This window comes from Microvirga sp. 2MCAF35 (genome assembly GCF_052115545.1).
GTDB lineage: Bacteria > Pseudomonadota > Alphaproteobacteria > Rhizobiales > Beijerinckiaceae > Microvirga.
In genome coordinates this window covers 46,993-58,151 of the sequence record NZ_JBFRGW010000023.1, presented here as the reverse complement: position 1 = coordinate 58,151, position 11,159 = coordinate 46,993, and the positions used below count along the sequence as shown (strand labels likewise).

Genomic DNA, 11,159 nt, shown 5'->3' with positions numbered 1-11,159 from the left:
GAGCAAGACATGAACGTCCGAAACGAGATCTGGCAGCATGTGGATGCTGCGAAGAACCGCCTCATCGACTTGAGCGACCGCATCTGGGGGATGCCGGAAGTCTGCTACACGGAAGTGCGCTCGGCTGCCGAGCATGCTGCTGAACTGCGCCACCAGGGCTTTCGCGTCACAGAGGGTGTCGCCGGTATCCCGACCGCGGTCATCGGCGAAGCCGGTGAAGGCGGCCCGGTCATCGCATTCCTCGGCGAGTACGACGCGCTTCCGGGACTCAGCCAGGAATCCGGTGTGGCGGAGCATCGCCCCATCGAGCCCGGCGGCCATGGACATGGATGCGGGCACAATCTGCTCGGATCGGGCGCGATGCTCGCCGCCGTCGCTTTGAAGAACTGGCTTGCGGAGAAAGGCATCCCGGGCCGCGTCCGGTATTATGGCTGCCCGGCCGAGGAAGGGGGCGCGGCCAAGGCCTTCATGGTGCGCGCTGGCGCCTTCGACGACGCCGATATCGCGATCTCATGGCATCCCTACAGTTTCTGGGAGGTTGCGCCGTCACTGTCGCTCGCCAACACGCGCGCCGACTTCGCCTTCAGGGGCCGCGCGGCTCACGCGGCGGCGTCGCCCCATCTGGGGCGCAGCGCGCTCGATGCGGTGGAGCTGATGAATGTGGGCGTGAACTACATGCGCGAGCACATGCCGTCGGATGCGCGCGTGCATTACGCCCTGCTCGATACGGGCGGCATCGCGCCGAACGTGGTGCAGGCCTATGCCCGCGTGCGCTATTCGATCCGCGCCATGGACCTTCAGGGGATGCTCGACCTCGTCGAGCGGGTGCACAAGATCGCCCAGGGTGCCGCCCTCATGACGGAGACCAGCGTCGAGATGCGCATCGTCAGCGCCGTCTCGAACACGCTCGGGAACACGCCGCTGGAACATGCCCTGCACAACGCCATGGAAGAGCTCGGAGCGCCACCCTTCGACGAGGCCGACCGTGACTTCGCCCGCAAGATCCGCGCAACCCTGTCGGACCAGGAGATTGCATCCGTGTACAAAGCCATCGGCCAGCCGAAGACCGATGCCCCTCTCGCCGATTTCCTGACGCCGCTCGACTCGCCGCGCAAACCCATGATCGGCTCGACCGATATCGGAGACGTGAGCTGGGTGGTGCCCACCGTTCAAGCGCACGCGCCGACGGTCGCCATTGGCACGCCGTTCCACACCTGGCAGGTCGTGGCCCAGGGCAAGATGCCGGCGGCGCACAAGGCGATGGTGCACGTCGCCAAGGCCATGGCAGCCACCGGCATGGCGGCGATCACCGATCCGTCCCTGATTGCCGCCGCCAAGGCCGATCTTGCGGAGAGGACGCGGGAAACCCCGTATGTGAGCCCGCTGCGCGAGGGCGTCGAACCGCCGCTGGATATGTCGCGCAACTGACCGAAGCGGCAGAATCCACCTTCGCGGGACTGGACAAACGAGGACCGAGCTCGGCCGGCTGGCTCACTTCGCTCCACCGGCCGTTCGCTTCGCCAGGATCATGGCCAAGGGATTGGGCTTCGCCTCGCCGATCCGGTGGAGCGTGTTACGGTCCTGATGGGCGAAAGGAACGTCCCGACCGTGCACCATCAACTCGGTATCGGTCACGTAGCTCCAGCTGCCATCGGGATGAAAGGTGATCGTGATCTTGTAGCTGTCCGTGCGAAACGCCTGCTCCAGGAACGTTGTCGAGCAGATGCCGTATTCGGTCTGTCCGCGGGTTGCCGTCACGACGATCTCGTCCGCATCGGGCGCCGCCCGGCCGGCCGCGATGGCGACCTGCCCGCGCGGGATAGCGACGGTCTGCATGACGAGACCGGTGGCCGGCTCCCATAACCAGTAGCCGACCTGATCGTGGAAGGTGATGTCCTCCTCCTCGGTCGTGATGTGGATGTGGTAGCGCAGGCCGTAGAGCAGTTGCGGCCCGTTCGCCTGCGGGTCGATCGCCTGGAAGTCGATGGTCTCGATGAACACGCGCCGCTCCGGGCCCTCCGCCTTGGGGTTGAGGTCCACGCCCTTGCGCGCGCGCCAGCGCCCTGCCAGCCGCCGCAAAGGTCCCAGGTTGTTCAGCGTTTCCGGATCGACGGTGCTGGGCTCCGTGAACACGTCCGTGAGGGTCGTCGTCAGCGAGGGAGTCATGGCGCAACCTTTCCGTTTTCCGGGCGAGAGACAAGCATGCGCCCCATCGATGGGCCGCCATCTGCGGCGGCGCCTCTGCGACAGCGGCATTCAGGGAAGCATCATAAGGCTGATAACATGCTTGCCAACAATGGCCCGACCGGCGCCCGGTTGGCTCAGACGACCTCCTTCGCGTGGCCCTTCAGTGTCACCGGGATCATCAGGTAGCGCACACCGTTGGCCTCGGCGGGCGGAAACTTGCCGGCGCGGATATTGGTCTGGATCGAGGGCAGCAGGAGGCGCGGCGCCGCGAGCTTGGCGTCTCGCGCCTGGCGCATGGCCACGAATGCATCCTCCGTGACGCCATCCTTCAGGTGCACATTGTTCCGCTCCTCGGCGACCGTGGTCTCCCAGGCATAGCTGTCACGGCCCGGCGCCTTGTAGTCGTGGCACATGAACAGGCGCGTCTCGGGTGGAAGCGCAAGAATCCGCTTGATCGAGCGGTAGAGCTTGCGCGCGTCGCCGCCTGGAAAGTCGGCCCGTGCCGTGCCGTAGTCCGGCATGAACATCGTGTCGCCGACGAACACCGCGTCCTCGATCTTGTACGCGATGTCGGCCGGCGTATGACCGGGCGTATGCAGGACCTCCACGTCGAGTTCGCCGATCTTGAAACGCTCGCCGTCCTTGAACAGGTGGTCAAAGTCGCGGCCGCTGGTGTCCAGGTCCGTGGCATTGAAGATGGGACGGAAGATCCGCTGCACCTCGGTGATGTGTTCGCCGATGCCGATCTTCGCTCCCGTCCGGGCCTTGATGTAGGGCGCGCCGGACAGGTGATCGGCATGGGCGTGGGTCTCGAGTGCCCACTCGATCGTGTAGCCCGCCTCCTCGGCAGCCTTCAGCACCGCCTCGACGGAGCGCGTGTCGACCGTGCCGGAGTTGTGATCGTAGTCAAAGACAGGATCGATGATCACTGCTTTCCTGGTCGCCGGATCAGCCACGAGATAGCTCACGGTATAGGTGGGCTCGTCGAAGAACGCCCGGATGACGGGTTGGGCTGACATGATCTGAACCTCCTCGATGGCTCGTTTGATATTGACAATATATAAGATATATCTAAATAAGCAATATCTAATTTAACAGAAGCTCAAACCGCCGGAGCAGCTCCCTATAGCCCTTATCAGGGCAAGGATCTGGTGCCGGCTCAGGCAAAATAATGACGCTATCGCTTTTCCAAAGCGCCCTCGGACTGGCCTCAGGGTCACTCGTCGGCTTTACGCTCGGCCTCGTCGGCGGAGGCGGGTCGATCCTGGCCGTGCCGCTGCTGGTCTACCTGGTGGGTGTCACGAACCCGCACGTGGCGATCGGCACCAGCGCGGTGGCCGTGGCGGCCAATGCGGCCATCAATCTCGGCACCCATGCCCGCGCGCGAAACGTGAAATGGCGTTGCGCCCTGGTGTTCACGGTTGCCGGCATCGTCGGTGCCCTCAGCGGCTCGACGCTGGGCAAAATGGTCGACGGCCAGAAGCTTCTCGCTCTCTTCGCCGTGCTGATGATGGTGGTCGGAGCCCTGATGCTGCGCAAGCGCTCCGGCGAGGGCGAGGAGAGCGTCCGTCTCGGCCGGGAGAACTTTTTCAAGCTGGTCGGCATCGGCCTCGCGACCGGCGCCCTTTCAGGCTTCTTCGGGATCGGCGGCGGATTCCTGATCGTGCCGGGGCTGATCCTGGCGACCGGAATGCCGATCCTCTACGCGGTCGGCTCCTCGCTCGTGGCGGTGACCGGCTTCGGCCTGACCACCGCGGCGAACTATGCCTTCTCGGGTCTGGTCGACTGGACCCTCGCCTCCCTGTTCATCGGCGGCGGCATCCTCGGCGGGCTGCTCGGCGCAAGCCTCGCATCTAAGCTCGCGAACAGGAAAGGTGCGCTCAACACCGTCTTTGCCGGACTGATCTTCGTGGTCGCCATCTACATGCTGGTCCGAAGCCTCAACCTTCTGTGAGGTGACGGAGCGTCGTCCGCAGTGCTCAAACCAACAGGAGATGATCCATGCCATTCGCCAAGCTCACGGATAACCTCTCGGTTGCGCCCCAGCTGAGTCCCGAGGACCTGCAGAAAGCCGCCGCCGCGGGCTTCCGGTCCATCATCAACAACCGCCCGGATGGCGAAGCCCCGGACCAGCCCTTGAGCGACACGCTCGCGGCGACCGCGCAACGCCTCGGCCTCGCCTACCGGCATATCCCGGTCGTTCCCGGCCAGCTGTCGCCTGAGCAGGTCGAGGGGTTCAAGGAGGCCCTCACGGCAGCTGACGGGCCGACCCTGGCCTTCTGCCGGACCGGCACCCGGTCGACCAGTCTGTGGGCCCTCGCTTCGGCCCGCCACCTTGCCCCCGATGTCATTCTACGGGCGGCAGCGGCGGCCGGATACAATCTGGAGGCCCTGCGCCCTCAGATCGAAGCGGCCTCGCGCAACTGATCGGCGGATGCCGGATAGCCACGTCCACCAAGCATCCGGCTAGGCTTCGCCCCCCAGAATGCTGGCTGGGTAAGGGCGGCGGGAACCATCACGCACCCGCCGATCCTTGACTTAGATCAACTTACGTCCGATATTTCAGAAAATTCTGAAATTTCAGGACACGTCGTGAACCTCCCTCCCCTCGTCCAGACCTTTGTGCTCCATTTCGGCGAAATGGGCTCCCGCTGGGGCATCAACCGCACGGTCGGGCAGATCTACGCCCTGTTGTACCTCTCCAAGGAGCCTCTGAACGCCGAGGACATCGTCGAGCGGCTTGGCGTCTCCCGCTCCAACGTCAGCATGGGGCTGAAGGAATTGCAGGCCTGGAACCTGGTGCGGCTCCAGCACAAGCCCGGCGACCGGCGCGACTACTTCGCCACGCCCGACGACATCTGGCAGATCGTGCGCACCCTGGTGGAGGAACGCAAGAAGCGCGAGATCGACCCGACCATGACCCTCCTGCGCGAGGTGCTCATGCAGGAGCCCGCGAGCGCCGAGGAACGCCATGCGCAGGAGCGCATGCGCGAGATGCACGACCTCTTCGAACTTCTGACCGGCTGGTACGCCGATGTGCAGCGGCTCGATACCGAGCGCCTCGTCCAGCTCCTGACGCTCGGCTCGAAGGTGCAGAAAATCCTGGAGATGAAGGACCGTCTCTTCGTCGTGCCCGGATCGAGGAAGAGTCGCCGCGAAGACCCCAAGGAAAAGTAGAAATGTTCGATCAGTTCGACGCGCTGCTCCTGGCGCGGTTCCAATTCGCGTTCACCGTTTCCTTCCACTTCATCTTTCCCTCGTTCTCCATCGGGCTTGCGAGCTATCTCGCCGTGCTGGAGGGGCTGTGGCTCTGGACCGGGCGCGAGGTCTATCTCAACCTGTTCAAGTACTGGCTCAAGATCTTCGCCCTCGCCTTCGCCATGGGCGTGGTCTCCGGCATCGTCATGTCTTACCAGTTCGGCACCAACTGGGCCGTGTTCTCCGACAAGGCCGGACCGGTCATAGGTCCGCTGATGGCCTATGAGGTCATGACCGCGTTCTTTCTGGAGGCAGGCTTCCTCGGCATCATGCTGTTTGGCATGGGACGCGTGGGCCACAAGCTGCACTTCGCCGCCACGCTCGCGGTTGCGGTCGGCACCTTCATCTCGGCCTTCTGGATCCTGTCCGCCAACTCGTGGATGCAGACGCCCGTCGGCTACGCCATCAACGAGGCCGGCCAATTCGTGCCGGAGGATTGGTGGGCGATCATCTTCAATCCGTCCTTCCCCTATCGCCTCGTCCATACAGTCTTCGCCGCGTACCTCACCACCACCCTGGTGGTCGGCGGGGTCGGCGCCTGGCATCTGCTGCGCGAGCGCACCAACAAGGGCGCCCGGGTGATGTTCTCCATGGCCATGGGCATGGTGGCCGTCGTGGCACCGCTCCAGATCCTGGCCGGGGACATGCACGGCCTCAACACCCTCGAGCACCAGCCCGCCAAGGTCATGGCCATGGAAGGGCACTTCCAGAGTCACCCCGAGGGCGCGCCCCTGATCCTGTTCGGCCTTCCCGATCAGGAAGCCGGCACGGTGCGCCATGCCATCGAGATCCCGAAAGCGTCCTCGCTCATCCTCAAGCATGACCTGAACGCGCCCCTGAACGGGCTCGACACCATCGACCGCGCCGACTGGCCCTACGTGCCGGTGGTGTTCTGGTCGTTCCGCATCATGGTGGGCCTCGGCTTCGCGATGCTCGGCCTCGCGGCGCTCAGCCTTTTCGCCCGCTGGCGCGGAAGGCTCTACGACTGGCGTCTGCTGCACCGGCTGGCGCTGGCGATGGGGCCTTCCGGCTTCGTCGCCGTCATCGCCGGCTGGGTCACGACCGAGGTCGGCCGCCAGCCCTTCACCGTCTACGGCCTGCTCAGGACGGCCGTCTCGGCCTCGCCGCTCGAAGCCCCGGCCGTGGCTGCCTCGCTGCTGACCTTCATCGTCGTGTACTTCATCGTGTTCGGGGCAGGCACCGGATATATCCTCAAGCTCATGGGCAAGCCACCGCATCCGGGCGAGACCGGGCCCGAGGCGGGGCGCGATCCGATCCGCACCGCCGGCATCACGCCGGCTCCGGCCGTCAGCCCGGCCCGTACCCTCGGCGCGAAGGCGTAACCCATGGCGGCCCTTCTCGATCTCCCCACCCTCTGGGCCTTCATCATCGCGTTCGCGGTCTTCGCCTACGTGGTGATGGACGGGTTCGATCTCGGCATCGGCATCCTGTTTCCGTTCTTCAGCCCGGGACCGGAACGCGACAGCGCCATGAACTCGGTCGCGCCGGTCTGGGACGGCAACGAGACCTGGCTCGTGCTCGGCGGTGGTGGCCTGATGGCGGCCTTTCCGCTGGCTTATGCGATCATCCTGCCCGCCCTCTATGCGCCGATCATCGCCATGGTGCTGGCGCTGATCTTCCGTGGCGTCGCCTTCGAGTTCCGCTGGCGCGACCCCGGCCACCGCCGCTGCTGGGACTTCGCCTTCACGACGGGCTCGGCGGCGGCCACGCTGGCCCAGGGCATCACGCTCGGCGCGCTCCTCCAGGGCATTGCGGTCGAGGGCCGCTCCTATGCCGGCGGCTAGTGGGATTGGCTGACGCCGTTCAGCCTGCTGGTCGGATTCAGCCTCGTGATCGGCTATGCGCTGCTCGGCGCGACCTGGCTCGTCATGAAGACCGAAGGCGCCGTCCAGGACCACAGCTTCCGCCTGGCTGGCAAGCTCGCCATCGGCCTGATCGTCTGCATCGGGATCGTGAGCGCCGCGACGCCGTTCCTGAGCGGCGCCTATTACGAGCGCTGGTTCGCCTGGCCGCAGGTCCTGTTCACCGCCCAGATGCCGCTGCTCGTCGGCCTCTGCTCCGGGGCACTGCTGGTAAGCCTGGTGCGCCGCTGGGAGTACTGGCCGTTCCTGCTGACGCTGGGGCTATTCGCCCTCTGCCTCGTCGGCCTGGGCATCAGCATGTTTCCCCACGTGGTGCCGAACGCCGTCACCATCCACGAAGCCGCTGCGCCCCATGCCAGCCTTCAGTTCATGCTGGTCGGCGCGAGCGTGCTGATCCCGATCATCCTCGCCTATACCGGGTACGCCTATTGGGTGTTCCGCGGCAAGACGGGGCACGAGGGATATCACTGATGGGCAACGACATCGAACGGGGCTCCGCTCTCAGACAATGGCTGTGGTTCGCCGGCCTCTGGGCCGCAGGTGTCGGCACGACCGGGGCCATCAGCCTGATCCTCAGGTTATGGCTGACGGGTTAATCGGTGGAAATCCAGCCATCATAGGTTCAGCCATCCACCTGCGAGACTTCGCGGCGAAAGGAAGCCTGCGGCCAATCGGCGGGCGCGAGGCGGAAGATCGCCATGCCGACGATCATGGCGGCGACGAAGACGAAGACCTGCCACGGACCGAAGGTCAGCCCGACCAGGGCCGGGCCCGGGCAGAAGCCGACGAGGCCCCAGCCGATTCCGAACAGGGCCGCTCCGCCAATCAGCCGCACCTCGAGATCGCGCCGGGTCGGGATCTCGAGGTGCGGCGCCAGCACGGGCACGCCGCGTCGCCTCGCGACAAGGGTGCCCAGCGCCGACACCGCAATGGCACCGCCCATGACCAGAGCAAGGCTCGGGTCCCAGCGGCCGAAGATGTCGAGGAAGCCGAGCACCTTGGCTGGGTTGACCATCTGCGAAACGATCAGTCCGAGGCCGAACAGCAGGCCGGACGCGAAGGCGGACAGGATCAGGGGCATGGCTTACATCCCGATGACGTGACGGGCGAGGAAGACCGTGGTGACGGCAGTGGCCATGAAAACGAGCGTCGCCACGATGGAGCGCGACGAGCCGCGACCGATGCCGCAGACGCCGTGGCCACTGGTGCAGCCCGCCCCCAGACGCGTGCCGAACCCGACGATCAATCCCGCCACGATCAGCAGAGGCAGGGATGCATGGAGCTCGACAGGCGGCAGCGTGCCGCCGGCCATGACGTAGACGGGAGCCGAGACGAACATCCCGACCAGGAAGGCGAGGCGCCAGCCGACATGACCGCGCTCGGGCGGGATCAGGCCGCCCAGGATGCCGCTAATGCCCGCGACACGCCCGTTCAGCACCAGGAACAGGGCCGCCGACGTTCCGATCAAAAGGCCGCCGATCAGCGCCGACCAGGGTGTGAAGGTGTCCATGACTGCCTCCGATCAGGCCGGTTTGCCCATCTTGGCCTGCTTGCAATATAGCTCGTAGAGAACGCCGAAGAGCTGCTCGATGCGAGGGTCGGCGATGCGGTACCAGATCGTCTGGCTCTCGCGCCGGGTCGCGACGATGCCCTCGTCCCGCATCTTGGCCAGATGCTGCGACAGGGCCGATTGCGACAGCCCGACCGCCTCGACAAGCGAGCTGACATTCGCCTCGCCCCATCCCACCAGCTTGCACAGGATCATCAGCCGGCGTTCGTTGGCGAGCGCCCGCAGAATGTCCGCGACTTCGGTCGCCTTCCGTTCAAACGTCTCGAGATCGAGTTCCAACCTGGGCATCCTCATACCTGTTTCGATGAGATTATCCTAATTTAGAACTTACTTATAAATATGCAAGGCTTATCTGAACGTCCATCCGTGGCAGGAGGAGATATGCCGTCAAGATCGCTCTCCTGGCCGATAATAGGTTGACGGCGGCGACCGGCACGCCCAAACCGCACGCACTCCGCGGACAGGCCGCTCCTCACCCGAACCGCACGATGCTGCTTCGCCCTCGCCTTCCAGCGCTCCCGAATATCCGCAAGCCGACAGGCTCGTTCCGTCTGGTCGGGCTCGCCATCGTGATCGGCATCCTGACCGGGCTGATGGTGGCGATCGTGCAGCAATTCGTTGTCTTCGCGCAGCGCGCCATGCTCGGCTTTGCCGCCGAGCGGCGAGTCGCCCTTCCGGACCATGCCTCCTTCCTGAGGATCGCCCTGGCCTTGGCCTGCAGCGCGTTCCTCGTCACTCTGCTGTCGCATCTGATCGCGCGCTGGAAGACCAAGGAGCCCATCGACGCGGTCGAGGCGAACGCCCTCAACGGGGGCAGGATGGGCTGGTACGACGCCACAGGGGTCGTGATCCCCATCCTCGCCTCGGTCTGCTTCGGAGCCTCGGTCGGCATCGAGGCTGCCGTCACCCAGCTCGGGGCCGTGCTCGCCAGCCGGCTGGGACGGCGGCTGAACCGGCCGCGCTCCGACCTGCGCCTGCTGGTGGCGGTCGGCGCCGCAGCCGCCATCGCGGCCGCCTATCGGGCGCCGATCGCCGGCATGCTCTACGCCTATGAGCTGCTGCTGGGGACCTTCTCCCGCCGGACCCTGGCGCCGATCGGGCTCGGCGCCATCGCGGCCGTGATCACTATCTGGCTGCTCCTGGGACAGGTGCGGCCCTTCAGCCTCGAGACCGGTCCCGGCACATCCTGGTCCGACTACCCGCTGGCCGTCCTGATCGGGGTCATCGCGGCGTTCGCCGGCATCGTGGTCATGTTGTTGGTCTCGGCGATCGAGCGCCTCCTCAAGCGCTACCTGAAGGACGAGATCCTGCGCCGGTTGTCGGCCGCCCTTCTCCTCACGGCGTTGGCGACCCGCTTCCCGGCCGTTCTGGGAAGCGGGCATGCGGCCATCGAGCATGCCGTGTCCGGCGACATCGCCGGCCGCCATGCCCTTGGCCTGCTCGCCGCGAAAGGACTGGCCTCCGCCGCCAGCCTCGGAGCCGGTTTCCGCGGCGGCCTGTTCGGCGCCTCGCTCATGATCGGCGCCCTGCTGGGGCAGGTGCTGGCCTGGGTATTGACCCTCATCCCGGGCGCTCCGGCCTGGAGCCCGGCCCTGTGCGCGGTGATCGGCATGGCCTCGGTCGGCGCGAGCGTGATTGGCAGCCCGCTCGCGATGATCTTCCTCGTTCTCGAGACCACCGGGGATTTCGATGCCACCATCGTGGTGGCGATTGGGGCGCTGACCGCATCGTTCCTCACGGACCGCCTGTTCGGCTACTCGTTCGCAACCTGGCGCTTCCAGCAACGCGGGCTCGCCATCGAGGGCGGTCACGATATCTCGCGCCTGGAAGCCGCCGCGATCGGAGAGATCATCAAGCCGCCGAAGCGGGCGGTGATGGCCAATGCCAGCCTGGAGGAGGTCCACCGGGCATTGTCGACGGCAGGCGCGCGAGGCACGGCCGTCTATGCGGTGGACGGAACCTTCCTCGGCCTGATCGATCCGCGCCTCGTCGAGACGATCGAGGCCGAGAGCGTCGATCTGCCGGTGGTGGCCGCGGAGCTGGTTTACGAGTCCGGTCCGATCGTGACGCCCGCCGCATCCCTGGCGGAGGTGCTCGACATTTTCCGCAGCGACGATCGGGCCACGCTGGCCGTGGTCGGGTTCGAGGACCGCAACAAGATCGTCGGCTGCATCCGCGCCCGGGATGCGTTTGCGCTGGCATCCTCACTTCTCGACACCCAGCGCCGGGAAGATCTCGGAGTTGGAAGCTGGAAATAACCT

At 65.7% G+C, this 11,159-nt stretch carries 12 protein-coding genes and 1 pseudogene; 8 read left to right on the top strand and 5 right to left on the bottom strand.

Annotated features, from left to right (window positions below; genetic code table 11):
- Positions 1-9 precede the first annotated feature (9 nt).
- Entirely contained in the window at positions 10-1,428 is a 1,419-nt protein-coding gene (locus AB4097_RS13340) for a M20 family metallopeptidase (protein WP_442040260.1), read from the top strand.
- Positions 1,429-1,491: 63 nt separating this feature from the next.
- Here the strand turns inward: AB4097_RS13340 and AB4097_RS13335 are convergent, their stop codons facing one another.
- A complete protein-coding gene (locus AB4097_RS13335) occupies positions 1,492-2,166 on the bottom strand; it encodes an FABP family protein (protein ID WP_442040258.1) in 675 nt (224 codons plus the stop codon).
- A 155-nt stretch (positions 2,167-2,321) separates the two neighbouring features.
- Positions 2,322-3,206 (bottom strand): MBL fold metallo-hydrolase, encoded by an 885-nt coding sequence (locus tag AB4097_RS13330; RefSeq protein WP_442040256.1) that lies wholly within the window; start codon positions 3,204-3,206, stop codon positions 2,322-2,324.
- Positions 3,207-3,358: 152 nt separating this feature from the next.
- On the opposite strand from AB4097_RS13330, the gene AB4097_RS13325 reads away from it, so the two are divergent.
- The 6 genes and pseudogenes from AB4097_RS13325 to AB4097_RS13300 all read left to right on the top strand — a co-directional run bounded on the left by AB4097_RS13325 (position 3,359) and on the right by AB4097_RS13300 (position 7,924).
- Positions 3,359-4,141, top strand: a complete 783-nt coding sequence (locus AB4097_RS13325; protein WP_442040254.1) for a sulfite exporter TauE/SafE family protein — start codon at positions 3,359-3,361, stop codon at positions 4,139-4,141.
- Between the two features lie 47 nt (positions 4,142-4,188).
- Positions 4,189-4,614 carry a TIGR01244 family sulfur transferase gene (locus AB4097_RS13320; protein WP_442040252.1) on the top strand — a complete coding sequence of 142 codons (426 nt, stop codon included), beginning with the start codon at positions 4,189-4,191 and terminating at the stop codon, positions 4,612-4,614.
- Between the two features lie 165 nt (positions 4,615-4,779).
- The gene (locus AB4097_RS13315; protein WP_442040250.1) at positions 4,780-5,364 is read left to right on the top strand and encodes a GbsR/MarR family transcriptional regulator; all 585 of its coding nucleotides are present in this window, start codon (positions 4,780-4,782) and stop codon (positions 5,362-5,364) included.
- A 2-nt stretch (positions 5,365-5,366) separates the two neighbouring features.
- On the top strand, positions 5,367-6,788 hold the full coding sequence (locus tag AB4097_RS13310; protein ID WP_442040248.1) for a cytochrome ubiquinol oxidase subunit I: 1,422 nt from the start codon (positions 5,367-5,369) through the stop codon (positions 6,786-6,788).
- A 3-nt stretch (positions 6,789-6,791) separates the two neighbouring features.
- Positions 6,792-7,799 (top strand): annotated as a pseudogene (cydB, locus tag AB4097_RS13305) (cytochrome d ubiquinol oxidase subunit II).
- Complete coding sequence (locus AB4097_RS13300) at positions 7,799-7,924, top strand: DUF2474 domain-containing protein (RefSeq protein WP_442040246.1); 126 nt, start codon at positions 7,799-7,801, stop codon at positions 7,922-7,924. Before cydB ends, AB4097_RS13300 begins: the two are co-directional and overlap by 1 nt.
- A 26-nt stretch (positions 7,925-7,950) precedes the next feature.
- Here AB4097_RS13300 and AB4097_RS13295 read toward each other — a convergent pair whose 3' ends face one another.
- From AB4097_RS13295 to AB4097_RS13285, 3 genes are read right to left on the bottom strand one after another with little or no spacing between them, the layout of a single operon-like run.
- Positions 7,951-8,409: a DUF6691 family protein gene (locus AB4097_RS13295; RefSeq protein ID WP_442040244.1), complete on the bottom strand. Its 459-nt coding sequence runs from the start codon at positions 8,407-8,409 to the stop codon at positions 7,951-7,953.
- Between the two features lie 3 nt (positions 8,410-8,412).
- On the bottom strand, positions 8,413-8,838 hold the full coding sequence (locus AB4097_RS13290; protein WP_442040242.1) for a YeeE/YedE family protein: 426 nt from the start codon (positions 8,836-8,838) through the stop codon (positions 8,413-8,415).
- 12 nt (positions 8,839-8,850) lie between these two features.
- A complete protein-coding gene (locus AB4097_RS13285; RefSeq protein WP_442040240.1) occupies positions 8,851-9,186 on the bottom strand; it encodes an ArsR/SmtB family transcription factor in 336 nt (111 codons plus the stop codon).
- A gap of 200 nt (positions 9,187-9,386) precedes the next feature.
- On the opposite strand from AB4097_RS13285, the gene AB4097_RS13280 reads away from it, so the two are divergent.
- The gene (locus AB4097_RS13280; RefSeq protein WP_442040238.1) at positions 9,387-11,156 is read left to right on the top strand and encodes a chloride channel protein; all 1,770 of its coding nucleotides are present in this window, start codon (positions 9,387-9,389) and stop codon (positions 11,154-11,156) included.
- Positions 11,157-11,159: the final 3 nt, after the last annotated feature.

Excerpts from the sequence above, each read along its gene's own strand:
- AB4097_RS13340 (WP_442040260.1), top strand. The coding sequence starts at position 10 with ATGAACGTCCGAAACGAGATCTGGCAGCATGTGGATGCTGCGAAGAAC.
- AB4097_RS13335 (WP_442040258.1), bottom strand. The coding sequence starts at position 2,166 with ATGACTCCCTCGCTGACGACGACCCTCACGGACGTGTTCACGGAGCCC.
- AB4097_RS13330 (WP_442040256.1), bottom strand. The coding sequence starts at position 3,206 with ATGTCAGCCCAACCCGTCATCCGGGCGTTCTTCGACGAGCCCACCTAT.
- AB4097_RS13325 (WP_442040254.1), top strand. The coding sequence starts at position 3,359 with ATGACGCTATCGCTTTTCCAAAGCGCCCTCGGACTGGCCTCAGGGTCA.
- AB4097_RS13320 (WP_442040252.1), top strand. The coding sequence starts at position 4,189 with ATGCCATTCGCCAAGCTCACGGATAACCTCTCGGTTGCGCCCCAGCTG.
- AB4097_RS13310 (WP_442040248.1), top strand. The coding sequence starts at position 5,367 with ATGTTCGATCAGTTCGACGCGCTGCTCCTGGCGCGGTTCCAATTCGCG.
- AB4097_RS13300 (WP_442040246.1), top strand. The coding sequence starts at position 7,799 with ATGGGCAACGACATCGAACGGGGCTCCGCTCTCAGACAATGGCTGTGG.
- AB4097_RS13295 (WP_442040244.1), bottom strand. The coding sequence starts at position 8,409 with ATGCCCCTGATCCTGTCCGCCTTCGCGTCCGGCCTGCTGTTCGGCCTC.
- AB4097_RS13290 (WP_442040242.1), bottom strand. The coding sequence starts at position 8,838 with ATGGACACCTTCACACCCTGGTCGGCGCTGATCGGCGGCCTTTTGATC.
- AB4097_RS13285 (WP_442040240.1), bottom strand. The coding sequence starts at position 9,186 with ATGCCCAGGTTGGAACTCGATCTCGAGACGTTTGAACGGAAGGCGACC.
- AB4097_RS13280 (WP_442040238.1), top strand. The coding sequence starts at position 9,387 with ATGCTGCTTCGCCCTCGCCTTCCAGCGCTCCCGAATATCCGCAAGCCG.